This window comes from Chromobacterium sp. Ag138 (assembly GCF_055181315.1).
The window spans coordinates 1,348,975-1,373,857 of record NZ_JBUPWA010000001.1 but is presented as its reverse complement, the minus strand read 5'-3'; the positions used below and the strand labels follow the sequence as shown (position 1 = coordinate 1,373,857).

General features: G+C 63.3%; 24 protein-coding genes and 1 other annotated feature. Of the genes, 10 read left to right on the top strand and 14 right to left on the bottom strand.

Features of this window, described 5'->3' with window-relative positions; translation table 11 throughout:
• Positions 1-2: 2 nt before the first annotated feature.
• The 5 genes from ACY3GB_RS06030 to nhaR form a co-directional block, all read right to left on the bottom strand.
• Positions 3-557: a pilus assembly PilX family protein gene (locus ACY3GB_RS06030; protein ID WP_463087954.1), complete on the bottom strand. Its 555-nt coding sequence runs from the start codon at positions 555-557 to the stop codon at positions 3-5.
• Complete coding sequence (locus ACY3GB_RS06025; RefSeq protein WP_463087953.1) at positions 554-1,243, bottom strand: PilW family protein; 690 nt, start codon at positions 1,241-1,243, stop codon at positions 554-556. Before ACY3GB_RS06025 ends, ACY3GB_RS06030 begins: the two co-directional genes overlap by 4 nt.
• Entirely contained in the window at positions 1,240-1,776 is a 537-nt protein-coding gene (pilV, locus tag ACY3GB_RS06020) for a type IV pilus modification protein PilV (RefSeq protein ID WP_463087952.1), read from the bottom strand. The genes ACY3GB_RS06025 and pilV overlap by 4 nt, the downstream gene beginning before the upstream one ends.
• Positions 1,767-2,324 (bottom strand): GspH/FimT family pseudopilin, encoded by a 558-nt coding sequence (locus ACY3GB_RS06015; RefSeq protein ID WP_463087951.1) that lies wholly within the window; start codon positions 2,322-2,324, stop codon positions 1,767-1,769. The genes pilV and ACY3GB_RS06015 overlap by 10 nt, the downstream gene beginning before the upstream one ends.
• Positions 2,325-2,463: 139 nt before the next feature.
• Complete coding sequence (nhaR, locus tag ACY3GB_RS06010; protein ID WP_463087950.1) at positions 2,464-3,345, bottom strand: transcriptional activator NhaR; 882 nt, start codon at positions 3,343-3,345, stop codon at positions 2,464-2,466.
• A 131-nt stretch (positions 3,346-3,476) separates the two neighbouring features.
• Between nhaR and htpX the strand changes: the two genes are divergently transcribed.
• The 7 genes from htpX to ACY3GB_RS05975 all read left to right on the top strand — a co-directional run bounded on the left by htpX (position 3,477) and on the right by ACY3GB_RS05975 (position 9,988).
• The gene (gene htpX, locus ACY3GB_RS06005) at positions 3,477-4,358 is read left to right on the top strand and encodes a protease HtpX (protein ID WP_463087949.1); all 882 of its coding nucleotides are present in this window, start codon (positions 3,477-3,479) and stop codon (positions 4,356-4,358) included.
• 56 nt (positions 4,359-4,414) lie between these two features.
• Positions 4,415-4,900: a TerC family protein gene (locus ACY3GB_RS06000; RefSeq protein WP_463087948.1), complete on the top strand. Its 486-nt coding sequence runs from the start codon at positions 4,415-4,417 to the stop codon at positions 4,898-4,900.
• Positions 4,818-5,414 (top strand): TerC family protein, encoded by a 597-nt coding sequence (locus ACY3GB_RS05995; RefSeq protein WP_463087947.1) that lies wholly within the window; start codon positions 4,818-4,820, stop codon positions 5,412-5,414. Before ACY3GB_RS06000 ends, ACY3GB_RS05995 begins: the two co-directional genes overlap by 83 nt.
• A 114-nt stretch (positions 5,415-5,528) precedes the next feature.
• Positions 5,529-6,242, top strand: a complete 714-nt coding sequence (locus tag ACY3GB_RS05990; RefSeq protein ID WP_021477512.1) for a response regulator — start codon at positions 5,529-5,531, stop codon at positions 6,240-6,242.
• Positions 6,239-7,693, top strand: a complete 1,455-nt coding sequence (locus ACY3GB_RS05985; RefSeq protein WP_463087946.1) for an ATP-binding protein — start codon at positions 6,239-6,241, stop codon at positions 7,691-7,693. Before ACY3GB_RS05990 ends, ACY3GB_RS05985 begins: the two co-directional genes overlap by 4 nt.
• Before the next feature lie 447 nt (positions 7,694-8,140).
• A complete protein-coding gene (locus ACY3GB_RS05980; protein WP_463087945.1) occupies positions 8,141-9,217 on the top strand; it encodes a porin in 1,077 nt (358 codons plus the stop codon).
• Between the two features lie 156 nt (positions 9,218-9,373).
• Positions 9,374-9,988, top strand: a complete 615-nt coding sequence (locus ACY3GB_RS05975; RefSeq protein ID WP_463087944.1) for an LbetaH domain-containing protein — start codon at positions 9,374-9,376, stop codon at positions 9,986-9,988.
• A 46-nt stretch (positions 9,989-10,034) separates the two neighbouring features.
• Here the strand turns inward: ACY3GB_RS05975 and ACY3GB_RS05970 are convergent, their stop codons facing one another.
• The 9 genes from ACY3GB_RS05970 to ACY3GB_RS05930 form a co-directional block, all read right to left on the bottom strand.
• Positions 10,035-11,654 carry a flavin monoamine oxidase family protein gene (locus tag ACY3GB_RS05970; protein ID WP_463087943.1) on the bottom strand — a complete coding sequence of 540 codons (1,620 nt, stop codon included), beginning with the start codon at positions 11,652-11,654 and terminating at the stop codon, positions 10,035-10,037.
• 31 nt (positions 11,655-11,685) lie between these two features.
• The gene (locus tag ACY3GB_RS05965) at positions 11,686-13,599 is read right to left on the bottom strand and encodes a thiamine pyrophosphate-binding protein (RefSeq protein ID WP_463087942.1); all 1,914 of its coding nucleotides are present in this window, start codon (positions 13,597-13,599) and stop codon (positions 11,686-11,688) included.
• Positions 13,600-13,927: 328 nt separating this feature from the next.
• The gene (gene mgtA, locus ACY3GB_RS05960; protein WP_463087941.1) at positions 13,928-16,672 is read right to left on the bottom strand and encodes a magnesium-translocating P-type ATPase; all 2,745 of its coding nucleotides are present in this window, start codon (positions 16,670-16,672) and stop codon (positions 13,928-13,930) included.
• A gap of 301 nt (positions 16,673-16,973) precedes the next feature.
• On the bottom strand, positions 16,974-17,312 hold the full coding sequence (locus ACY3GB_RS05955) for a hypothetical protein (protein ID WP_463087940.1): 339 nt from the start codon (positions 17,310-17,312) through the stop codon (positions 16,974-16,976).
• A 230-nt stretch (positions 17,313-17,542) separates the two neighbouring features.
• Positions 17,543-17,920, bottom strand: a complete 378-nt coding sequence (locus ACY3GB_RS05950; RefSeq protein ID WP_463087939.1) for a hypothetical protein — start codon at positions 17,918-17,920, stop codon at positions 17,543-17,545.
• Positions 17,921-18,620: 700 nt separating this feature from the next.
• Positions 18,621-19,568: a lipoyl synthase gene (lipA, locus tag ACY3GB_RS05945; protein WP_463087938.1), complete on the bottom strand. Its 948-nt coding sequence runs from the start codon at positions 19,566-19,568 to the stop codon at positions 18,621-18,623.
• Positions 19,565-20,188, bottom strand: coding sequence for a lipoyl(octanoyl) transferase LipB (gene lipB / locus ACY3GB_RS05940; protein ID WP_021477524.1), 624 nt, complete (start codon positions 20,186-20,188; stop codon positions 19,565-19,567). The genes lipA and lipB overlap by 4 nt, the downstream gene beginning before the upstream one ends.
• A gap of 17 nt (positions 20,189-20,205) precedes the next feature.
• A complete protein-coding gene (locus tag ACY3GB_RS05935; protein WP_463087937.1) occupies positions 20,206-20,475 on the bottom strand; it encodes a YbeD family protein in 270 nt (89 codons plus the stop codon).
• Between the two features lie 86 nt (positions 20,476-20,561).
• Positions 20,562-21,707 carry a D-alanyl-D-alanine carboxypeptidase family protein gene (locus ACY3GB_RS05930; RefSeq protein ID WP_463087936.1) on the bottom strand — a complete coding sequence of 382 codons (1,146 nt, stop codon included), beginning with the start codon at positions 21,705-21,707 and terminating at the stop codon, positions 20,562-20,564.
• A gap of 203 nt (positions 21,708-21,910) precedes the next feature.
• Here ACY3GB_RS05930 and ilvA point away from each other — a divergent pair, with 203 nt between their 5' ends.
• The 3 genes from ilvA to ACY3GB_RS05915 are packed head-to-tail and all read left to right on the top strand — an operon-like array spanning position 21,911 to position 24,315.
• Complete coding sequence (ilvA, locus tag ACY3GB_RS05925) at positions 21,911-23,440, top strand: threonine ammonia-lyase, biosynthetic (RefSeq protein WP_463087935.1); 1,530 nt, start codon at positions 21,911-21,913, stop codon at positions 23,438-23,440.
• A gap of 44 nt (positions 23,441-23,484) precedes the next feature.
• Positions 23,485-24,132 (top strand): HAD family hydrolase, encoded by a 648-nt coding sequence (locus tag ACY3GB_RS05920; RefSeq protein ID WP_463087934.1) that lies wholly within the window; start codon positions 23,485-23,487, stop codon positions 24,130-24,132.
• Between the two features lie 6 nt (positions 24,133-24,138).
• On the top strand, positions 24,139-24,315 hold the full coding sequence (locus ACY3GB_RS05915) for a hypothetical protein (protein ID WP_463087933.1): 177 nt from the start codon (positions 24,139-24,141) through the stop codon (positions 24,313-24,315).
• A gap of 310 nt (positions 24,316-24,625) precedes the next feature.
• Positions 24,626-24,883 (top strand) — a sequence feature (16S ribosomal RNA rRNA prediction is too short).

The following is a 24,883-nucleotide window of genomic DNA, read 5'->3' as shown; positions in this document are numbered from 1 at the left end:
AGTCATTTTCCCAGATTCGTGGTGCCGGAGTACAGCGTGTAGGTGCTTTGCAGCACGGCCACCGAGGCGGCGTTGCCGCCGTAGCCTATCGCGGTGAGCTGGTAGATGGCGCCGGTGCCGGCGGCGTTCAGCCCCAGGTACTGGATGTAGAGCTGGGGGGGCTGGTAATAGGTTTGGCTACCGCCGCTGGTCGATGCGGTCATGAAAGGCGGGGTGTAGGTATAACCGGCGTTGCTCCACGATGCCGTGGAGGTCGCGTTAGGCAGCGCATTACTGCAGACCTGCAGCGTGCTCTGGCGCGCGGTGTTGCTGCAATTGGGGGCGGCGCCGGCGTTGCCGCCCTGGTTCAGCCACCATTCCGCGTATTGCAGCGTCGCCTCCGCAGCCTCGAAGGCCCGGCCCTTCTCGCGGGTGTTGCCGGCCAGCTTGCCCAAGAGGCCGCTGCTGCGCATCAGCGCGATGCCGATGATGGTGATCACGATCAGCATCATCAGCGCCGCCACCATGGTGAAGCCGCGTGGACGGGAGGCGCGGGAGAGAGGGGAGGGGCGCGTCATAGCTGGTTCATCAGGCCGGTGAGCCAGGACATCTTCACCGTGGCCGGCTGTCCAGGCTGATTGGCCAGAGGATTGACCATGGTCAGCGTCACCCAGACCGAGCGCACGGTGGCGCCGGAGGGAATGGCGGAGGCCGGATAGTAATGGGTGATGGAGCCGCTGTTGGCGGAGTCCACGCCGTACCGCACCGTCATGTTGCTGACGCCGTCCACTAGCACCTGGGCGGTTCCGCCGTTGACGGCGCAGGCGAGCTGGTTCGAGCTGTTGACGGAAAACTGGTTGATGTAGATCTGGCCGCTGCCGCTGGTATTGCTGGAGCCATTGCAGTTGAGCACGGTGTCGCCGGACAGGGTGGCGAAACGCACGCTCAAGGTGTCCGACGCGCCCGAGCCCCCCGACGTGCCGGTGATCGACTGCCCTGCGGCGAAGCCGCCTGCGGCGGGGAGCGCCTGCGCCGCGGTCTGGGTCTGCGGATTGGGATAGTAGCCGGCGGTCTGTACGATGCTGCTGATCAGGGTCATCGCCGTGCGCTGGTTGTCCTGCAGCTGGGCCAGGCCGGACTGGCTGGTCTTGGTCAGCCGCGCGGAGGTGAAAATCAGCGTCAGCACGCTGAGCAGGAACAAGCCGATGGCGATGGCCACCATCACCTCGATCAGGCCGCCGCCGCGCTGCCGGCGCGCGCTCATGGCACCACCACCATCTGGTAGCTCTGGCTGGCCGTGCCGGCGGCCATGGACACGGCATTCACCATGCGGTTCTTTTCCAGCCAGTACACGGTGACAGTGCAGGCGACCGGCGTGGCGCTGGTGGCCGGATTGCAGGCGATCTGGCCGCTGCCGCCGGGCAGGGCGCTGATCGTGCCGCTTCCCCATTGGGCGGCGTCGTAGCCGGCCACGTTGGCGGCGGTGCAGGTGGTGCTGGAGGCGGAACAGTTGACGGTTTGGCTCAAGGCCGGCGTGCCGCTGATGGCGCCGGAAGCGCTGACGCTCCAGCTGCCGCTGGCGTTCAACGCGCCCCAGTACGCGGTATTGGCGTGCATCGCGGCCGCCATGCTTTCGGCGGCGATGGCGCCCAGGCTGCGGCTGCGGGCGATGCTGGTGCTGTTGATCGCGGCGGCCTGCATGCCGGCGATGCCGAGCAGGCCAAGCGAGATCACGATCAGCGCCACCAGCACTTCCAGCATGCTGAAACCGTTTTGGCCGGGTGTTTTCATGGACATGTGTATTGTCCCGTGCTGTCGGTCTGGCCGCTGGTCAGCACCTGAGGATGGCCTACCGCGGCCAGCGCCACGCAGCGCCGGCTGCTGGCCTGGTTGCCGGAGGTATTGAACGTGATCATGCCGTCGTTGCTGGACGGCGCATAACCCATGCGGTTGAAGCATAGATAAGGATAGGCGCTGTTGTTGGAGCTGGCGCTGTCGCCGCTGGCGAAGGCCTGCTGCCTGCGCAGCACGACGCCGCTGGTGTCGGTGCAGTTTCCCCCGGCCGCCTGCAGCACGATCCAGCCGCCGGCCCAACTGGTATTGCCGGGCGCGCTGGCGTTGCAGTTGGCGCCGTCGGCGGAAGGGCAAACCAGCACGGTCTGGCCGCGCTTGAGCGCCTCGTTGCGGGCGGACAGGATGTCGCCGTACAGATTGTTGCTCTCCGACATCACCGCGTTGGCCGACACGGCGCTTTGATACGCCGGCACGGCGAATGCGAGGACGATGGCCAGCAAGGCCATGACGATCAACAACTCAGGCAGGGTGAAAGCTTGTTGCTTGTCCATGATGCTCGATCTGTTGCCCGGCTGCCGCGCCGGCGAAGTGCTTCGAACCATTATCGGTCAAGACTATCTTGGGTGGAATCATCGCCGACGCCGCCGGTCTGACTCACGCGGCCGCCTGTCGCCCGCAGGGCGCAAGCGCTCAGCTCCAGGCCTGCAGGATGGCTTGCAGGGCGGGGTGCTGCAATTTGCGCCGGCTGGCGGTGACATAGTAGTGCTCCCATACGCCGTCCAGCGCGCCCAAGGGCAGCAGGCCGGGGTGATCGGCCTCTCCGTCGGGCGAGACGGGCGCGGGCAGCAGCCCCATTCCCTGGCGGGCGAATGTCTCCATTAACGCATGATCGTCGAATTCGCCGACAACATCGGGCCGCAGGCCATTTGCTTCGAACCAATGCTCCAGTTGCCGGCGCAGCACGTTGTCGCGGCTGGGCAGCAGCAGCGGCGCCTGCTCCAGGCTGGCGGGGAAGCCTGCCTGGCGGCTGGCGTGCAGCGCCGGCGCGGCCAGCAGCTGCACAGGGCAGCTCAGCAGCTGCCAGGACTGGAACTGCTGCTGCTCGCTGCTGGCTACCGGCCGGTCCGCCAGCACCAGGTCCAGCCGGTGCCGGCCCAGTTCGCCGATCAGCTCGTCGAAGTCCCCTTCGCCGCAACTGAGGCGGAGGCGGTTGCCGGTGTGCAGCGCCGGGCGCAGCAGGCGGCTGGCGATGCCTTTGGGGACGACGTCGGAAATGCCGGCCGCCAGCCTCAGCGTCTGGTCGAGCAAGGGATCGGCCAGCGCCTCTTCCATTTGCTCGCCCAGCAGGAAAATGCGGTCGGCGTAGCCCTGGGCCACGCGTCCGGCTTCGGTCAGTTCCAGTCCGCGGCCTTGCTGGCGGAACAAGGACCTTCCCAGCTGCTGCTCCAGCCGGGAAATCTGGCCGCTGACGGTCTGCATGCTGATGCCTAGTTGTTCGGCGGCGCGGGTGACGCTGCCGGTGCGGGCGACCGCCCAGAAATAGTGCAGGTGCTTGTAATTGAGCTTGTCCATTTTAAATTCGAAAAAACCGTATATATATTCAGATTTTACTTTATTTTTTCGATTCATTTTGTCGCATACACTGCAGTGTGGCCAGCGCTTCGTCCTGGCTGATGATTGAACGGATTTTGGGAGACTAAACAATGAAACGGGTGATTTTGCTGATTGTGACCAACATCGCCGTGATGCTGGTGCTGAGCGTGAGCGTCCGTCTTTTGGGGCTGGACCGCTTCGTCACCGCCGGTGGGCTGAATCTGGGCATGTTGCTGATGTTCTCGGCGGTGCTGGGCTTCGGCGGCGCCTTCATTTCGCTGGCCTTGTCCAAGACCATGGCTAAGTGGAGCACCGGCGCGCGGGTGATCACGCAGCCGTCCGGCCAGACCGAGGCCTGGCTGCTGAACACCGTGCGCAAGCTGGCCGACCGCGCCGGCCTGCCGATGCCGGAGGTGGCGGTGTACGAGGGCGAGCCCAACGCTTTCGCCACCGGTCCCAGCCGCTCCAACTCGCTGGTGGCGGTGTCCACCGGCCTGTTGGCCAATATGAACGAGGAAGAGGTGGAGGCGGTGCTGGCGCACGAGATCGCCCACATCCGCAACGGCGACATGGTGACGCTGACGCTGATCCAGGGCGTGGTCAACACCTTCGTGTTTTTCCTGGCGCGGGTGGTCGGCTACCTGGTGGACAGCTGGCTTAAGCGCGACGAGGAAAACAGTTCCGCCGGCACCGGCATCGGCTACTTCGTCACGGTGATCGTGTGCGAGATCGTGTTCGGCATCCTGGCTTCCGTGGTGGTGATGTACTTCTCGCGCCAGCGCGAGTTCCGCGCCGACGCCGGCGCCGCCGAGCTGCTGGGTTCGCCGCGGCCGATGGCCAACGCCTTGCGCCGCCTGGGCGGCATCGAGGCCGACGGCCTGCCCAAGAGCATGGCCGCTTCCGGCATCGCCGGCGGCCGCGGCCTGCTGGGCCTGTTCGCCACCCACCCGAGCATGGAAGAACGCATCGCCGCGCTGGAAGGCCGCGGCTGACGCCAAGGGCGGTAGCTTCCCGCCGCCGCCCGCTGACGGATTGAATGGAGTGTGAAGTGATCGATTTTCTGACCGCCCCCGCGTTGGGCTATCCCTTGTGGACCTGGCTGGCTTTCCTGGCCGGCGTGCTGGCTTTGCTGGCGTTCGACCTCGGCATTTTGCAGAAGGACGGCCGCGAGATCGGCGTGCGCGACAGCCTGAAGCTGTCGGCGTTCTATATCGCCATCGGCCTGGCCTTCGGCGGCTGGGTGTGGTGGTATCGCGGCGCCGACGCCGGCGTGCAGTATTTCACCGGCTACCTGCTGGAGAAGTCGCTGTCGCTGGACAATGTGTTCGTGATCTCGCTGATCTTCGGCAGCATGGCGGTGTCGCGCGCCTACCAGCACCGGGTGTTGTTCTGGGGCATCCTGGGCGCCATCCTGATGCGGGCGCTGATGATAGGCGCCGGCGCCGCGACTGGTGGCCGAGTTCCAGTGGGTGCTGCTGCTGTTCGGCATTTTCCTGCTGTGGGCCGGGCTGAAGATGCTGTTCTCCGGCGATGAGGAAGCCACGCCGCTGACCGAGCAGAAGTTCTACCAGTGGCTGCGCCGCCGGATGCGGTTGACGCCTGAGTTGCACGGCAACGCCTTCCTGGTGCGCGGCGAGCGCCACGGCCTGGGCAAGGGCTGGTGGGCGACCCCGCTGTTGTTGACGCTGATTCTGGTGGAGTCGGCCGACCTGGTGTTCGCGGTGGACAGCATTCCGGCGATCTTCGCGGTGACCCAGGATCCGTTCCTGGTCTACACCTCCAACATCTTCGCGATTCTGGGCCTGCGCGCGCTGTATTTCGCGCTGGCGGCCATGGTGCACCGCTTCCATTACCTGAAGTACGCGCTGGCGCTGGTGCTGGTGCTGATCGGCGTCAAGGTGGGGCTGGTCTACCTGCACGACGCGGGCCTGGTGGCCTTCAAGCTGCCCACCGCCTGGTCGCTGCTGGCGACGGTGTCCCTGCTGGCCGGCGGCATCGGCTATTCCTGGCATCGAACCCGGCAGCAACCGCACAGCGGAACCAATTGAAACCTTCGTCGCTCCAACTCTGAGAGCGCGGGCGCCCAGACACGGCGCCCGCGCCGTTGTCGCGCTTGCAGGCGACACCTTCGTGATTAACTCCCGATACCTTAGGAACTGCCGATGTCTCAAGCTTCCCGCGTGCTTATTGTCGATGACGATCCGGATCTGCGCGATCTGCTTAGCGATTACCTGAGCCGCCAGGACATGGTTGTCTCGGCGGTGGGCGATGGCGAGGCGATGAACCGCGCCTTGGCCGAGCAGTCGTTCGACATCCTGATCCTCGATCTGATGTTGCCGGGCGAGGACGGCCTGAAACTGTGCCGCGACCTGCGCTCCCGCTCCAATATGCCGATCCTGATGCTGACGGCGCGGGGCGACGAACTGGACCGCATCATCGGCCTGGAAATGGGCGCCGACGATTACCTGCCCAAACCGTTCAATCCACGCGAATTGCTGGCCCGCGTGCGCAGCATCCTGCGCCGGGTGGAAGAGCGCCGCAACAACAGCGCGCTGCGCGCGCTGCAGTTCGGCGACTGGCGGCTGGAGCTGGGCGCCCAGCATCTGGTCGACGGCGGCGGCGTGGTGACGCCGCTGTCCGGCGGCGAATTCAAGCTGATGCAGGCGCTGGCCGAGAATTCGCAGCGCGTGATGTCGCGCGACCAGTTGATGGAGGCGATGAACGGCAAGGAAGCCGGCCCCTTCGATCGCACCGTCGACGTGATGATAGGCCGCTTGCGCCGCCGCCTGGGCGACGACGCCCGCGAGCCGCTGCTGATCAAGACCATACGCAGCGGCGGCTACATGCTGGCTTGCGAGGTGGTGCCGGTGAGATGAGGCGGCTGCCTCGCACCCTGTACGGCCAGCTATTGCTGACGCTGCTGACCAGCGTGCTGCTGGCCAATGTGATCGGCATCGCGCTGGTGCTGACCGACCGCGAGCGGCTCAGCCGCACCCTGCGCGCCGAATACGTGGCGCAGCACCTGGCGGACATGATCAACCTGCTGGACGAAACCGCCGCCGCCAGCCGGCCCAAGCTGGCCGGCGCGCTGACTTCGCCCAATGCCCAGGTGCTGCTCGACCAGCCTTGGCGGGCTGGCGGCAAGACCAGCCTGCCGGAAGCCGGCAAGCTGCGCGAGCTGATCCAGGCCGATCTCGGAGCGCCGTTCCGTTTGCAGGTGCTGTCCTTCCGCGACGACTCTCCCGATGCCGCGGAAGATTTGCTGCGCCCCTTCGTCGAGCCTGGCCGGCATGTGTTCACGCCGGGCAAGCAGTTCTGGGTGCAGGCCTTTCCCAACAAGCTGGGCGAGGGCGGGCCGGAGTTCAAGATCCAGATGGCCACGGTGCAGGCGCAACTGAAGGACGGCACGGTGGTGACCTTCCGCATCGGCCAGATATCCAGCGCGGCGGAAACGCCGTGGCGGGTGACCGCCTGGCTGTTGCTGGTGGCGCTGGTGGTGGCCATGGCCTCGGCCTGGGCGGTGCGCCGCCTGACGCGGCCGCTGGCGCTGTTTTCCCAGGCCGCGACCGGGCTGGCGGCCAATCTCAACCAGCCGCCCCTGCCTGAAACCGGCACCCAGGAGGTGGTCAACGCTTCCCGGGCTTTCAACCGCATGCAACAGGAGCTGCAGCGTTATCTGCAGACGCGCAGCCAGATGCTGGCAGGCGTGTCGCATGATCTTCGCCTGCCCATCACCCGCGTCCGGCTGAGGCTGGAGCAGCTGGAGGAGGGAAGCGCGCGCCAGGCGATAGAGCGCGACCTGATCGAGATGGATCAGCTGATAGGCGACACGCTGGCCTATCTGCGGATGGGGCAGGGCAATGAAAGCACGGTGCTGCTCAATGTCGGCGCCTTGCTGGAGGGCGTGGTCGAGGACGTGGAGGCGCTGGGCGCCGAAGTGGCGTGCCGGTCGGAAACGGTGAAGCCCTTGTACGCCCGGCCGCAAGCCTTGCGCCGCTGCATCGCCAACCTGCTGGAGAATGCCCGCCGTTATGGCGGCGGCGTCGTGGAGGTGTCATTGCGCGAGCATGCCGGCAGGGTGGAGATCATGGTGCGCGATCATGGCCCCGGCATCGCCGAGGACGATCTGGAGCGGGTATTCGAGCCCTATGTGAGGCTGGAGCATTCCCGAGCCAAGCATACCGGCGGCAGCGGACTGGGGCTGGCGATCGCCCGTGCCATCGCGCGCGAGCATCACGGCGACATTCTCCTGTTCAATCATCCGCTGGGCGGCTTGTGCGCCGAGCTGCACTTCCCGGCTCAGCGCGAGATGGCTGCGGATCGCTGAGCCAATGGCGGGCTGGCCATCGCCGCATGTTGCGCAGCGGGGCGGGCCGGGGGGCTTAACAATGTTTGACAAAGTGCGCTGGCAAACAAATTGATTGGAAAAACGAAAGCGAGTACACTCTAAATTGAGTCTGGTTGATGTCTGATTTCCTTAGGTTCGAGCAGGCTCAGGTCAAGTCTATCCTTATGTAAGGCCCACACATGTGGGCCTTTTTTTTCGATTTAGAACATTGTTTCGGCGTTAATGGCTTTGTTAATGTTCGTTAAGCAATAAAAACACACAAATTTGTTAAGAATGAACAGAGTTTCAGGTACGCAGACGAGTGTTGTATTTTTGCCGCACATGATGTGTTTTTACAACATAGTACCGAAGTGTTCACTTGCATATATCGATCTGCGGAATTAGTATTCAATCGCTTTCTAAGACAAGCCACAAGGATTGTTCACCATGAAAAAAACTCTGATCGCCCTGGCGGTTGCCACTCTGCCGGCTGCCGCATTCGCTGACGTCACCATCTACGGCCAACTGAAGGCCGGCGTGGAAAATGTTCACGCTGGTGGCGTGAATCAAACCAATGTCGACGATATGGGTTCCCGTATCGGCTTCAAAGGCGGCGAAGACCTGGGCAATGGCCTGAAGGCCATCTGGCAGGTTGAGAGCGGTTTCGACATCGACGGCACCAACCGTCAGGGTTACGGCACGTTCGCCAGCCGCGAATCCTTCGTCGGCCTGGATACCGGCTACGGCAAGGTTCGCCTGGGCAACATCTCCACCTTCAGCGACTCCAACATGAGCGTCGTGAACCCGTGGGAAAGCTCCAGCAACGCGCTGCAGCTGAATGCCTTCACCCGCGACGATGTTCGCGTGAAGAACGCCATCCGCTTCGACACCGCCAACTACAACGGCTTCCAGGGCGCGTTCCTGTACGGCACCAAGGAAGACAAGAGCAACGCGTTCAACAAGGATGCGCAGACTACCCAGCGTGAAACCTACAACCTGGGCCTGTCGTACGAGAACAGCGGCTTCTTCGGCAAATACCAGTACATCCACGAGACTCCGGTGGTTTCCGCTGGCGTGCGCACCCAAGCGAATGACAGCCACCGCCTGGAAGCTGGCTACAACGCCAACAACCTGCTGCTTGCCTTCGGCTACCGCAATGATCGCGGCGACAGCTCCATCACTCCGCTGAGCTTCCTGCAGAACAACACGGTTCCGGCTGGCGATGGCAGCAAGTACAAGTCGCAGGAATACGCGCTGACCGCTGCCTACACCCTGGGCGCCTTCACTCCGAAGTTCACCTATGCTCAGGCCAAGGACTACGACAAGGATGGCGTGAGCGTGGATAACACCGGCTACAAGCAATTCCTGGTCGGCGTGGACTATCAAATGTCCAAGCGCACCACCGTTGGCCTGCAATACGGCGAAGTGAAGGCCGACAAAGCCATCTTCAACAATGGCAGCGACGCTTCCAGCACCGGCAGCAAGCTGCGCGGCGTGGGCCTGAACATGGTTCACTCCTTCTAATACCGGCAACGGATTGGAACAGGCCGCGCCGATGGGCTGACATCGGCGCGCCGATACAAACTGCCGTTCCCGCAAGGGGGCGGCAGTTTTGTTTTGGATGCTTGCCGGCCTGCGTTCGCGCGTGTCAAATCGGTTCTTTGCCTTAAGGAGCCGCCGATGCCCGAATTTCACCGCTTGTTTTATTCCGTGGCCCAGGCTTTGCCCTGGCTCAATGCCGCCGACGAGCCCTGGCGATGGCTGGAAGGCTTGCCCGATGCGTTGGCGGCGCGCCGCGCCGCCGCCAATCCCGATGAGTGGGTGCTGGATGGCGAGGCGATGATCCATCGCAGCGCGACGTTGGAAGAAGGGGCGATCCTGAAAGGGCCGGTCTGGATAGGCCCGGGTTGCCGGGTGGCCGCCCACGCCTACTTGCGCGGCGGAGTGGTTCTCTGCGCCGGAGTGACGGTGGGACCGGGCTGCGAGATCAAGACTTCCATCGTCGGGCCGGGCAGCCGGCTCGCCCATTTCAATTTCGTCGGCGATTCGGTGCTGGGCGCCGACGTCAACCTGGAGGCCGGGAGCATCCTGGCCAATCACTGGAACGAGCGCGACGACAAGACCATACGCCTGCATGTGGCCGGCAAGGTGTTGCTGCCGGGATTGGAAAAGCTGGGCGCCTTGCTGGGCGATGGCGTGCGGGTGGGCGCCAACGCGGTGTTGTCGCCGGGCACGGTGCTCGAAGCTGGCGCGGTGGTGCCTCGGCTGGGGTTGGTGGATCAGGACCGGATTTGAAAACGGACCGCCGGCTTGGCCGGACGGTCCGTCGTCGAAGCGTTGATTACTGCGGGAAAGGCGCGACGCCGAGTTTTTCCAGCAGATAGCCGGCGGTTTGCAGCGCGCCTTCGACCCAGCCCTGCGCGTCGGAGTAGGCCTCGCCGCAGATGTACAGCGGCAGGTCGGTGGGCTGCACCACCGCATGCTTCACTTCCCAGCTCTTCACGCCGATGTTCCAGCTGTTCCAGCCGCCGCCGAACGGATCGTCGCCCCAGTCGCGGTAGGCAGCGTTGCGCACCTTGGGCGTGTAGTTCAGGCTGTGCATCACGGTCAGCTGGCGGGTCACTTCCTCGGTCATCATCCGCGGCGCCTTGTACTGGTGCCAGTCCAGCTCGTCGCGTTGCACGTTGTCGTCCACGCCGATGAAGGGATCGGCCAGCGGCGCCACGTCTCTGCCTAGCGCTCTGGGCTGGCGGCGCTTGGCGCGCAGCCCGTCCCAGAAGCCGGTGTTGTCGCCGTCGTCGTAGCTGGCGAGCAACATCGCGTGGCCTTCGGTCGCCGCGTCCCCATTGCTCTTCGGCCAATAGTAGGTTTGCCGCACCGGCAGGTCGGTGACCGAGCGGCCGGACTGCACCGCGACGTAGGTCGGTTTGCCGTCGGCGCCGGTGGAAGAGTAGCCGGTGTTGCGCCACCAGGGGCTGTCATAGGTGGTGAACAGCTTGAACAACGGCCGCGGCGTGACGGTGGAGATCAGCGCCTGGGTCTTGGCGTCCTGCAGCGCCGGGCTGGTCGCGGTCAGCAGCTCCAGCGAGCGGCGCGGCATCGCCAGGATCAGCTTCTTGGCCGTCGCCGCGCTGCCGTTGACCTGGAAGGCGAAGCCGTCACCCTGCAGCGTGATGTGGGAGATGTGGGAGGCCAGCCTGACGTCGCCGCCGGATTTTTCAAACAGCTGGGCCAGCGACAGCGGCACCTGCTGGAAGCCGTTGCAGAAGCCCATGTATTGCGGGCTGACCCCGAAGTCGGACAGATACCATGGAATCGCATCCGCCGCGTTCCAGTTGCACAGCGTGGAGTCGTAGCCGCCGACATCTTCGGCGTAGTGGTAGGCTTCGCCGGTGATGACCCGCAGCAGCACGTTCCAGAAGCCTTGCTTGTACAGCGGCACGCCGCCGAATTCGGCGCTCTGCGCCATTTCGCGGCGTTGCTCCTCGTTCAGATTGGAATTGGTGATGCCGGGCACGATCTGTTCGATCGCGTTGACGATCACCTCGCCGGCGCTTTGGCCGTGGTCGATGAAATTCAGCTGGTAGGGGACGATGTCCGGATCATTGGTGAAGTCGGCCAGGCGCAGGTAGACGCCGCGCAGGAAGGCGATGTTCTGGGGCTCGTCCACCGGAAACTTGTATAGCGAGATCTGTTCGTCGGCCGGCAGCTCCTGATTCAATTCGGTGATCAACTTCGTCACCAGCGGCTGCACCGCGGGCAGGATGCGCATGCCGCCCAGCTCGGCCACCATGTCGGGAATGTCGGGCGGGCGCACCGACAGCAGCCGCCCGCCGATGTGGTCGCTGGCTTCGAATACGGCGATCTTCTGCCCCGGGTTGGTTTGTTTCAGCCGCCAGGCGCAGTAGACGCCGGATACGCCCCCGCCGACGATGGCGATGTCGAAATTTTCTTCAGCCATGGTGCTGTTTCCTTCTCTGGGTGGATTGGGTTCAGAAGATCACCGGCACATTGCCCGGCAGGCCGGCATCGTCGTTGCGCCGCAGCAGGTCCGCGCCGAAGTGGAAGCAGTCCAGGCGGGGCTGCTTTTCGTAGCGGGCATTGGCTTCTTCCGGCGTCGGCGGGGTTTGCTCCAGACCGACGGTGTGCATGTCCAGCACGTAGGCGTGGCCGCTCAGCGCGTGGTCAATGCCGCGCCTGACCGCCGCGCGCACGTCTTCCGGATGGCGGACAATCTCGCCCTCCATGCCGCCGAAGGCCTTGGCCAGGGTGACGAAGTCCGGCTTGGGCCGGTGGATGCGCAGGTATTCCGGGTCTTGCGTCTTGGCTGTCCATTCGTAGCCGGGCGCTTCGCCGTATGTTTTCTCCACCTGTTGCAGGCCCATCTGCAGCGTGTGGTACTCGTGGTTGTTGGTGATGATGTAGAGCACGCCCAGCTGGCGGTGCTGCGCGGTCCACCAGGTTTGCGGGTAGAACAGCGAGGAGCCGTCGCCGGTGGCGGCGACCACGAAGCGGGTATCTATGCCCTGGCAGCTGCCCGGCTCCAGCTTGATGCCCAGCGTGGCCGGCATCGACCAGCCCAGCGAACCGCCGCCGACGCAGTAATAGCTGATCGGCGCCGCCGCCTGGTCGGTGAACGGCAGCAGATACTGGAACGGGGCCGGATCGGACACCGCCTCGTGCGCGTAAACGAACTGCTTCTCCAGCTGGCGCTCGCCGATTTCCTTGCGCAGGGCATCGGCGATCACCACCGCCCAGATCTCGTTCTGGTGCATCGCTTCGCGCAGATAGGCGTCCCAGGCGACCTTGCGCTGGGCGGCCAGCTCTTTCAGCTTGGCGTTGCGGGCGGCCGCCGCCGGGGAGGGCTGGTCGCCGATCAACTGGTTTATCAGCGGCAGCGTGGCTTTCAGGTCGCCGAACAGCGCCGCCTCGCCGTAGTAGTTCTTGCCGATGTCCCAGGTGTGGTTGCTGAGGTAGACCTGAGTGACATTTGGCGGGATCAGCGGACCGTCGCTGTACTTGTAGACCGTGATCTGCGCCTGGTTGCTGAAGCCGCACAGGAAAGCGACGTCATGGCCGGCGAACACCTGCTGCACGCCGGACTGGCTGCCGGGCAGCTCGCCTTGCCAGTGGTAATCGTTGTTGGGGAAGTTGGCCAGGCTGCTGAAGGTTTGCTGCAGCACCGGCGCGCCCAGCAGCTCCGCCATCCGCTGCAGCTCCAGCCAGGCTTCGGCGTAGCCGGCGGCGTCTCCGGTGACGATGATGGGGTTCTTGGCCTCGCGCAGCAGCTGCGCCGCCTGCTCGATGGCCTGGCGGTCCGCGGTGAAGTGGGGCGAGATCTTCGTCACGCCCTTGATGCGGTCGTCGTCGCCGATGCGGCGCATGGTGAATTCCCATGGAATGGCGACGAAGACCGGGCCGTTGGGCGGCGCCATCGCCTCCTTGAACGCCCGTTGCAGCACCATCGGGAATTCCTGCTCGGTGCGAACCTCGTGCGCCCACTTGGTGTATTGGCGGGCCAGATCCACCAGATTGGATGCCAGGAGCGGCTCCTGGGTGACCAGCTCGTTCTGCTGCTGGCAGCACAGGATCACCAGCGGGGCCTGCGAGCGCCAGGCGTTGAACAGATTGCCGATGGCGTGGGCGATGCCGGGCGTGACGTGGACCACCAGCACCCCGGGCTTGCCGGTCATCCGCGCCGAACCCATCGCCGCGCCGATGGCGATGTTCTCGTGCAGGCACTCGATGTACTCCACCTGGTTTTCCGGGTAGGAGGTGCCGTCGATGATGGGAATCTCGTTGGTGCCGGGCACGCCGAAAATCCGGTGTATGCCCAGTTGGCTCAGGATGTCGAATACGTAATCGCGCGCCCAGCGCTTTTGTCCGCCTGCTTCGTCCACGCTCATGCTTGTTCTCCCCTTGGAAAATTCGGACCGACACCGTGAGTGGTAATCCAGCGGGAAAACGAAGGATATGAAAGGGAGCTTGTCGGATTTATTTCCACATCTTGATGGCGGGTCTGCGGGGCGGGATCAAGTCCGCGATTTTCCTTGCGATCTTCTCCAGGGACTAGAGGAGGTTAAGTACGAATACGACCTGTCTGAAAGTGCAGGTATGAGTGGAAATCGCTGGATGCGGAATGATTCCTAAACTAAAGGCGAGTTGTTTGCATGAAAAAAAGCCGGTCGTTCGACCGGCTTGCGGATGCTTAGGTTTGCTCGCGAGTTCAGGCAATCAGAACCACTGGCCGTAGCGCTTGATGTAGATGGTCTTCACCGTCTGCGTCAGGGCCAGGTAGCCGGCCATGGTCAGCAGCAGCCACCAGAAGTAGCTGGTGTCGAGCTGGATGAAACCCAGCGAGGACGCGATCGGCGAGAACGGCAGGTAGCAGGCGATGGCGATGGCAGCCGTGGTGGACAGCATCACCGGCAGCGACGCCGTGCTCTGCAGGAACGGAATCTTGCGCGTGCGCAGCATGTGCACCACCAGCGTCTGCGAGATCAGGCCTTCCATGAACCAGCCGGTGTTCATGATCAGCTGGCCGCCGTCGCCGCCGTGCATGTGGTAGGCCGCGCCGGCGCCGAACACCGTCCACAGCAGGATGTAGGTGGTGATGTCGAACACCGAGGACGTCGGGCCCAGCCACAGCATGAAGCGCTTGATGTTGCCGGCCTCCCATTTGCGCGGCTTCTTCAGGAAGTCCGGGTCCATCTTGTCCCAGGGCAGGAACATCTGCGACAGGTCGTAGATCAGGTTTTGCAGCAGCAGCTGCATCGCCAGCATCGGCTCCCATGGCAGCCAGGCCGAGGCCACCAGCACCGAGAACACGTTGCCGAAGTTGGAGCTGGCGGTCATGTTCAGGTACTTGAGGATGTTGCCGAAGGTTTCGCGGCCCTTGATCACGCCTTCTTCCAGCACCATCAGGCTCTTTTCCAGCAGGATGATGTCGGCGGTTTCCTTGGCGATGTCGGCGCCGCTGTCCACCGAGATGCCGACGTCGGCGTCGCGCAGCGCCGGCGCGTCGTTGATGCCGTCGCCGAGGAAGCCCACGGTGTGGCCATTGGCCTGCAGCGCCTTCACTACCCGCGATTTCTGCAGCGGGGTCAGCTTGGCGAAAATGGTGGTGCGCTTGACCGCGGCGCACAGCGCCACGTCGTCCATCGCCTCGATTTCCGGGCCTAGCAGCGGTTTGCCCGGATTGAGGCCGACGTCGCGGCAGACCTTGGCGGTGACGATGGGATTGTCGCCGGTCAGCACTTTGACCGCGACGCCGTATTCGTTCAGCGCCTTGATCGCCGGCGCGGCTGAATCCTTAGGCGGATCGAGGAAGGTCAGGAAGCCGCGCGCCACCAGACCCTTTTCGTCGGCGGTCTGGTAAGCGTTCTTGCGCTCGTTGGATGGGATGTGGCGGGTGGCCACCACCAGCACGCGGTAGCCTTCGGCGTTGAACTCCTGGCTCAGGCGCAGCAGGCGGGCGCGTTCTTCCGCGTTCAGTACGCGCACTTCGTCGCCGTCCTGGATGTGGCTGCAGACGGCCAGCATCTCTTCCACCGCGCCCTTGGACACCATCAGCTGCTGGCCATTCTGCTCCTGCAGGATCACCGACAGCCGGCGGCGCTCGAAGTCGAACGGCAGCTCGTCCACCTTGCTGTAATGGCGCAGCTTGACGCGTTCGCCCAGCTCATCGGCGCGCTCGACGATGGCGATGTCCATCAGATTTTTCATGCCGCTCTGGTGGAAGCTGTTGAGCCAGGCCAGCTGCAGCGTGGTTTCGTCCTTGTCGCCGTAGACGTCGTAATGGTGCTCCAGGATGATCTTGTCCTGGGTCAGGGTGCCGGTCTTGTCGGTGCACAGCACGTCCATCGCGCCGAAGTTCTGCACCGAGTTCAGCCGCTTCACCACCACCTTGCGCCGCGCCATCGCCACCGCGCCCTTGGCCAGGTTGGCGGAGACGATCATCGGCAGCATTTCCGGGGTCAGGCCCACGGCCACCGCCAGCGCGAAGGTGAGGGCGGACATCCAGTCGCCCTTGGTGACGCCGTTGATCATGAAGACGATGGGCACCATCACCAGCATGAAGCGGATCAGCAGCCAGGACACGCTGTTGACGCCCTTGTCGAAGCTGGTCTCGATGCGCTTGTGGCTGACCACGTTGCGCGCGAGCGAGCCGAAATAGGTATCGGTGCCGGTGGCCACCACCACCGCGCGGGCGGTGCCGGACACCACATTGGTGCCCATGAAGCAGGCGTTGGACAGGTCAAGCAAACCGGCGTCGCCGTCAGTCTGGCCGTCGGCGGATTTGGCGGCCACCGCGCCCAGGGTGTCGTACTTCTCCACCGGCAACGCCTCGCCGGTCAGCACCGCCTGGCTGATGAACAGGTCGCGGGACTCCAGCAGCCGCACGTCGGCGGGCACCATGTCGCCGGCCTGCAAGTGGACGATGTCGCCGACCACCAGTTCGGTCATCGGCACTTCCATGCGCAGGGGCACGGTCGGCGAAGTGGGGCGGCGCTGCACGGTGGCGGTGTTGCGCACCAGAGATTTCAGTTTTTCCGCCGCCTTGGCCGAACGGTACTCCTGCCAGAAGCGCAGCAGGCCGCTGACGCCGATCATGCTGGCCAGAATGATGACCTTGGTCCAGTCCTGATCGTCAGGCGCCGCCATCGCGATATCCATCACGTAGCTGATCGCGGCCAGCGCGATCAGCACCATCACGAACGGGTTCTTGAATGCCAGCAGCAGCTGGATCAGCGCATGCGGCGGCTTGTCATGGGCCACTTCGTTGCGGCCGTATTGCTCCAGCCGCTGAGCGGCTTCGGCGGAGGTCAGGCCTTCCGGCTGGCTGCGCAGCCGCTTGAAGGTTTCTTCTTGAGGCAGCAAGGCTTCGTGGGCCAGGCGGAAAGCGATTTGGTCGCCGGTTTTGCCCGGAGCGGCGATGAAGCCCCGGTTCCGTTTGCGGGGGGTGAGGTTCTTGGTCATGGTAAATCTCCTGGCGCTGCGGGCACGACCAGCCCTGCCGTTCGAGCGTGCCCGCGATCCCGCTCTCCGAACGCCGTGAAACGGCCGATGTCGGAAAGGATCGTGAGCAGGCTCTCATGCATCAGCGCCGACAATGTGTCAGCTCGAAAAGCGAGAGAACATTGCCGCCCGTTGGGGGGCTCTGCGCGAACGCCCCAGCGGGTGGCATCTCAAAAGGTGGTGGGGGCGCTATGTCATGCCGTCTCCTGTGCTGCTTGGGCGCCGGCCGGGAAGGCGCGGCGCATGATTTCGGAAGACGGCGTCAGGCCAGCGCGCGGTTGGCGGTGGGCGGCAGCGACAGGCATTCCAGCTTCACCTGCGTCAGCGGCAGCGTGGTCAGACGCTGGGCGATGCCTTGCAGGAAATGCATGCAGGCGGTGGAGTCGGAACGAAAGTCCGCGCTGATCAGCCAGGGCGCGGCGGCCAGGATGGCGCCGCGGGCCGGGGCTTGCGGCTGCTCCCGCCATTGCAGGATGCGCAGGCCGTGTTTCAGCGCCTGGCCGCGCAGTTCGCGGCGGGCGGCGCCCAGCGACATGGCCGGGCAGGCGATCGACAATTGGTAGCGCTGTTGCTGGCGCGGATTCAGGAAAGGATTCTGCATCGTAAGCTCCTGGCCGCGCGGGGCCGGACGGGCCGGCCATCGCGCGCGGCGATGGATGTCCGCGTCCCGCTTGGGGACGCGAAACGGATCGGGTCGTGCCGCGACGGCATTCCCCGATGCTTACGACAGGGGATTACCGGCGGCGAAGGCTTGCTGTTTGCGGCTCGGGCTCTTCGGGCATGTCGGCGTGTTCCTCGCTTAGGGTGGCGTAGTGGAAGAGTCTGTGGATGTCAGGCGATTCTGGCGCGGCCGTGGCCGAACAGCCCGCGCGTCTGCGGACGGGCGGCGTGCGCGCGGCGGCCCCAGTGAACGCGGTGGATTTCCGGCAGCTGGCTCAGACGCAGCGCCATGTCGTCCAGAATCTGGCGCTGCTGCAGCGGGCAGTTCAGCACCACCGACAGCTTGCAGTGGCTATCGGAGCCTTCCGGCGCGATGGTGACCTGAGAGGCGCGCAGGCCCAGGTCGTGCATTTCCCAAAACAGGCGTTTGCGCAGCGTGGTGATCACGTCTTTGTCGCAAACGATATTCAGACGGAAATCGGCGGATGCGGCGGCTTGATTATTGCGGGTGAAGTATTTCAGCAGCTGGGTCAATTTCAGGGCGTGCATATTGAGTCCCCCATTATTATTTCAATAGGTAATAAACATCCCCTTCCGGTTGAATAAACCGTAATCGTGGATGTACTCCGATATTGAACGAGCGAATATCGCGCAGCTGCTGGCTTGCTTAATCCCACCCGAGGGAAGGTCAGCCTGTCCGGCAGGCATGCGACGCATTCGCTCGCGGTTCTGGCTCTTCCGGCATGGAATCTCCTTTGCAAAACGAAAGCATGCGCAAACAATCCGTCTGACGCGTGATCTGTCGATGGGGGCGTTGGCCGCCGCGACGCGAGCTTGATTTGACAGCGTGGCCGGCTAAGACCGGGCAATATCCGTCATGAAGCGTTGTGCGTCGTATTGCGGCTTGGGAGCCGGCTTGTTGCCGGATCTGGACGCCACATCCTGCTTGCAGGATGCGGCAGAGGAAGGGTGTTCGGTCTGCTGAAATCCTGCAAGGCTTATACTGCGATCGAAGATCGACTAGAACCGTCGTTGTCCACGGTTTGCCTTTGCAAAATTAATAACAAGCCAACTATAAGCGAAATTCGTTATTAAATCAAACCCGATTGTTATTTGATCGAATCGGCGTGGCGGATTTGTCTAATTCGGTAAAGATATCCGCTCTCGGGAATGGCAAGCACGGAGTGGGAATAGAAAAACGGCATCCGGATTTTGATCCTGGATGCCGCTTGAGGGGGGATTTTAGGGCTTACACGCCCGCTTCGTGCGCCTGCTCGTCCGCGTGGTAGCTGGAGCGGACCATCGCGCCGACGGCGGCGTGGACGAAGCCCATTTCGTAGGCTTTTTCCTCGAACATCTTGAATACGTCCGGATGCACATAGCGCAGCACCGGCAGGTGGCCGTCGGATGGCTGCAAGTATTGGCCGATGGTCAGCATGTCCACGTTGTGGGCGCGCATGTCGCGCATCACTTCCAGGATTTCCTCATCGGTCTCGCCCAGGCCCACCATCAGGCCGGACTTGGTGCGGACGCCGGGATTCTTCGCCTTGTAGTCCTTGAGGAGCTGCAGCGAGTGCGCGTAGTCGGCGCCCGGGCGGGCTTGCTTGTACAGGCGCGGCACGGTTTCCAGGTTGTGGTTCATCACGTCTGGCGGCGTCTGGGTCAGGATGTCGACGGCGATGTCCAGGCGGCCGCGGAAATCCGGCACCAGCGTTTCGATCTGGGTGTTCGGCGACATGGCGCGCACTGCGCCGATGCAGTCGGCGAAGTGCTGGGCGCCGCCGTCGCGCAGGTCGTCGCGGTCCACCGAGGTGACCACCACGTACTTCAGCCGCATCGCCGCCACGCTCTCGGCCAGGTGCTTGGGCTCGTTCGGGTCCAGCGGATTGGGACGGCCGTGGCCCACGTCGCAGAACGGGCAGCGGCGGGTGCAGATGTCGCCCATGATCATGAAGGTGGCGGTGCCCTTGCTGAAGCACTCGCCGATGTTCGGGCAAGTGGCTTCTTCACAGACGGTGTGCAGCTTCTGCTCGCGCAGGATCTGCTTGATCTCGTGGAAGCGCTGGCCGTTGGGCAGCTTGGCGCGGATCCATTCCGGCTTTTTCAGCTTTTCGTCCAGCGGCACGATCTTGATCGGGATGCGGGCGGTTTTGGCCGCGCCCTTGTGCTTCACCCCGGCCTGGTTGTCCGGCTTCATGCGGTCTCCTTGCTTATGCTCAGGTGGCGTTCCAGGTGCGGCAGCAGCTTGTCGGCGGCTTCGGCGACCGTGAGGTTCACGCCCAGATTCTTCATTTGGGTCACCTTGAGGTTGGCGTAGCCGCAAGGGTTGATCCAGCTAAACGGGGTCAGGTCCATGTCCACGTTCAGGCTCAGGCCGTGGTAGGTGGCGCCGTTCTTGATGCGCAGGCCCAGCGATGCGATCTTGGCGCCGTCCACGTAGACGCCGGGCGCGTCCACGTCGCCATTGGCGGCGATGCCCTGTTCGGCCAGCATGTCGATGATGGCCTGCTCGATGTGGCGCACCAGGTCCCGGACGCCGACGCGCATGCGCTTGAAGTCCACCAGCAGGTAGACCACCAGCTGGCCGGGGCCGTGATAGGTGATCTGGCCGCCGCGGTCGGTCTTCACCACCGGGACGTCGTTCTGCTGCAGCAGATGTTCCGGCTTGCCGGCCAGGCCCTGGGTGAAGACCGGCGGATGCTCCACCACCCACAGCTCGTCGCGGGTCTCGGCGGCGCGGCTGTCGGTGAAGGCCTGCATGGCGCGCCAGGTCGGCTCGTAATCGACCCGGCCCAGATGTTTGATGATGCGAGGCACCTGAACTCCCGGTGTTTTTAGAGGACCATCTTTACCATTGGGTGGCCGGTCAGCGACAGATAGATATTGTCGAGCTGCTGGCGCGAGGTGGCGGTGACGGTGACGGTCAGCGCATAGAAGCGCCCGCCGGAGCTTTCGCGCAGCACCACGTCGACCTCGGCGAGGTCGGGGGCGTTGACGCGAACCACTTCGGTGATGGTGGCGACGAATTCATCATGCCGCTCGCCCATGATCTTGAGCGGAAAGCGACAGGGGAATTCCATCAGTTCCTGTTTTTCGTCGGACATGTCTGGCTACTCTGATGCGATTACAAAATGGCAGGCCGCGGACAAGCCGCGGCGCTGCGTACTACTGAATACTATTATACCCCGGCTTACTTCCAGCCGAGCATCAGCTTCAGGCTGTCCCACAAGCGGCTGAAGAAGCCGCCTTCTTCCACGGCTTTCAATGCTACCACCGGGCGCTCCAGCAGCGGCTTTCCATCGAGGGTGACTGTCAGCTTGCCCACCACCTGGCCGGCCTTGATCGGCGCGATCAGCGGCTGCATGGTGGTCATGTCGGCCTTCAGCTTGGCGGCCTGGCCCTTGGCGACGGTGGCGAACACATCGCCGCTGAAGCCGACCGAAACCGCCTTTTCGCTGCCCTTGTACACGGAAACGTCCGAGACGCGGGTATTCGCAGCATAAAGTTTGGGCGTGTCGAAGAATTGCAAGCCGTAGTTCAGCAGTTTGGAGCTTTCCACCGCGCGGGCTTCCGGGCTGGCGGTGCCGACGACGACGGAGATCACGCGGCGGCCGTCGCGGTGGCTGGAAGTGACCATATTGTAGCCGGCGCTGTCGGTGTAGCCGGTCTTCATGCCGTCGACGTTGGGGTCGCGGTACAGCAGCAGGTTGCGGTTCGGCTGCTTGATGTTGTTGTAGGTGAACGACTTCATCGAGTAGATCGGGTAGAACTCGGGATAGTCGCGGATCAGCGCGGCGGCCAGGATGCCCAGATCGTGCACCGTGGTGTAATGGCCTTCATGCGGCAGGCCGGTGGCGTTCTTGAACTGGGTGTTCTTCATGCCGAGCTTTTGCGCCTGCTGAGTCATCAGCTGGCCGAACACGTCTTCGCTGCCGGCGATGGCTTCGGCCAGCGTCACGCAGGCGTCGTTGCCGGACTGGACGATCATGCCCTTGATCAGGTCGTCCACCTTGGCCGGAACTTTCGGGTCCAGGAACATCCGCGAGCCTTCGGTCTTCCAGCCGCGCTGCGATACGGTCAGCGTCTGCTCCAGCGACAGGCGCTTTTCCTTCAGCGCCTTGAAGGTCAGGTAGGCGGTCATCAGCTTGGTCAGCGAGGCGGGTTCGACGCGGGCGTCCGGATCGCGGGCGGCGAGCACCTGCTGGCTGTTGTAGTCGAGCAGGTAGTAGGCCTTGCCGGCGATTTCCGGCGTTGGCGGCACGAATGCGGCGTTGGCAAAGCCAAACGAGGGCAGCGCCAGCGCGGCGGCTACCAGGGCAGAGGTGAGTTTTTTCATTTTCTGGAGGGGGCTTGCTAGAGGTAACAAACAGTAGCCGTTGATTATACACATTCGGGCTACCTGCGCAGCCGGAAAAAGCCTGCCCGACATGTTGCATATTGCATTGCAGCAAATTCTGCCGGACAGACCTCCCGCTGGTTTGGAGTTCCTGATACTCTGACAGTTCAAATACAAGAAACTATCAGGGACAAGGCATTGCCATGAGCAACAAGCAAGACTATCTGGAACGCATCCTCACCTCGCGGGTGTACGACGTGGCGGTGGAGACGCCGCTGGAGCTGGCGCCCAATCTGTCGCGCCGTTACCGCAACAACATCCTGCTCAAGCGCGAGGATCTGCAGCCGGTGTTCTCGTTCAAGCTGCGCGGCGCTTACAACAAGATGGCCAAGTTGACGCCCGAGCAGCGCGCTCGCGGGGTGATCACCGCCAGCGCCGGCAATCACGCCCAGGGTGTGGCGCTGTCGGCCAGCAAGCTGGGTTGCGAGGCGGTGATCGTGATGCCGGTGACCACGCCGCAGATCAAGATAGACGCGGTGAAGCAGCGCGGCGGCCAGGTGGTGTTGTCCGGCGATTCGTTCAACGAGGCCTTCCAGCATGCGGTGAAACTGGCCGAAGAGAGCGGCCGCGCCTATATCCCTCCATTCGACGATCCGGACGTGATCGCCGGCCAGGGGACGGTGGGCATGGAAATCCTGCGCCAGCACCCGGATGACCTGAATGCGGTGTTCGTCGCCATCGGCGGCGGCGGCCTGGCGGCCGGCGTGGCCAGCTTCATCAAGCGGCTGAAGCCGGAGATCAAGATCATCGGCGTGCAGCCGGTGGATTCCGATGCGATGCGCCAGTCCATAGAGAAGGGCGAGCGGGTCGAGTTGAAAGACGTGGGTCTGTTCGCAGATGGCGTGGCGGTCAAGCTGGTGGGTGAGGAAACCTTCCGCATCTGCCGCGAGTTGCTGGACGAGATCATCCTGGTGGATTCCGACGCCATCTGTGCGGCGATAAAGGACATTTTCGAGGACACCCGCTCCATCGTCGAGCCGGCCGGCGCGCTGGCGGTAGCCGGGGTCAAGGCCTACATCGAGCGCGAGGGCTGCGAGGGGCAGTCGCTGGTGGCGATCTCCTGCGGCGCCAATATGAATTTCGACCGGCTGCGCCATGTATCGGAGCGCTCCGAGCTTGGCGAGCGGCGCGAGGCCATCATCGCCGTCACCATTCCGGAGAAGCCGGGCAGCTTCAAGCGCTTCTGTTCGGTGATCGGTGGCCGCAACATCACCGAGTTCAACTACCGCTTCGCCGATCCCAGCGTCGCCCACGTCTTTGTCGGCGTGCAGATCGCAGGCAAGGACGATGTGGAAAGATTGCTCGGCGATTTGCGCGAGGCCGATCTGGACGGCATCGATCTGACAGACAACGAGCTGGCCAAGCTGCATATCCGCCACTTGGTCGGCGGTCATGCGCCGCAGCTGAAGGACGAGCGGGTGCTGCGCTTCGAATTTCCGGATCGTCCCGGCGCGCTGATGCGTTTCCTGGAGGCGATGCGCACCGACTGGAACATCAGCCTGTTCCACTATCGCAACCACGGCGCCGATTATGGCCGAGTGCTGGTCGGCATCCAGGTGCCGTCGGGCGATGCCCAGGCCTTCCAGCAATTTCTCGATACGCTCGGATATCCTTATATAGAGGAAACCGAAAATCCGGCGTATCGATTGTTCCTTGGCAAGACTATCCGTTGATGGTGCAATGTCGGCCTCATTCCCAATCCGGTGAAGCAGCAATCATGATCAAGGCAGTATTGTTCGATTTGGACGGCACGCTGGCCGACACCGCCCGCGATTTGGGCGCGGCGTTGAACCGCCTGTTGGCGGAGGAGGGGCGCGAGCCTCTGTCTTACGAGCTGATCCGGCCCGTCGCCAGCCACGGCGCGCGCGGTTTGGTTCAGCTCGGTTTCGGCGCCGATCTCGATGCCGACCGGATGGAGGCGCTGCGGTTGCGTTTCATGGATCTGTATGACGCCAACCTCGCCGGCGAGACCACGCTGTTCGATGGCGTCAATGAGCTGATCACCGAGCTGGACCAGCGCGGCTTGGCTTGGGGCATCATCACCAACAAGTCGATGCGTTTCACCGATCGCCTGGTGCCGTGGCTGCCTTTCATCATTCCGCCGGCGGTGATTGTCAGCGGCGATACCGTAGGTGCGGCCAAGCCCGACCCCAAACCGATGCTGCATGCGACTGGCCAGATCGGCATCGCGCCCGAACATTGCATGTATGTCGGGGATGCCGAGCGCGACATCCAGGCTGGCCGCAACGTCGGGATGAAGACGGTGCTGGTCAACTGGGGCTACTTCTCCGAGCAGGACAAGCCGGAGCAATGGGGCGCGGATATCGATATCGATCATCCATTGCAATTGCTTGATCATCTATAAAGCAGAATGGCATGGAAACAGGCCGGCGACACCGCCGGCCTGTTTGTTTTTGGATGCGCGGCGCGGTGGCAGATGGGCGGGCATCCGCTTTTTTACAGACAGGTTCAAATACCCCTTGTTCATATCCTCTGCCAGATCAGCGGCTTGCCTGCGGTTGGCTGGTTTGAGGATGAATTTTCCTGATTTTTCTCGCAAAAGGTGTTGACGGAGGTGGGGCCCGGGCGTATAGTTCGCCTCCTCAGCTGACGCAGCGAACGAAACAGCGGAAACGAAACGGTTCCGGTGATGACGACGCAGCGGATGGCACTGCTCTTTAACAGAACGAATAACCGATAGGTGTAAGTGCTTGGCGAAAGCCGAACACTTGCACTGCAAGAGACAAGAGATACTTGTTTATTTCTTTGAACTTGCGTGCCAGAAAATTTGCTTGAGATTGAACTGAAGAGTTTGATCCTGGCTCAGATTGAACGCTGGCGGCATGCTTTACACATGCAAGTCGAACGGTAACAGGGTGCTTGCACCGCTGACGAGTGGCGAACGGGTGAGTAATGCGTCGGAATGTACCGTGTAATGGGGGATAGCTCGGCGAAAGCCGGATTAATACCGCATACGCCCTGAGGGGGAAAGTGGGGGACCGTAAGGCCTCACGTTATACGAGCAGCCGACGTCTGATTAGCTAGTTGGTGAGGTAAGAGCTCACCAAGGCGACGATCAGTAGCGGGTCTGAGAGGATGATCCGCCACACTGGGAC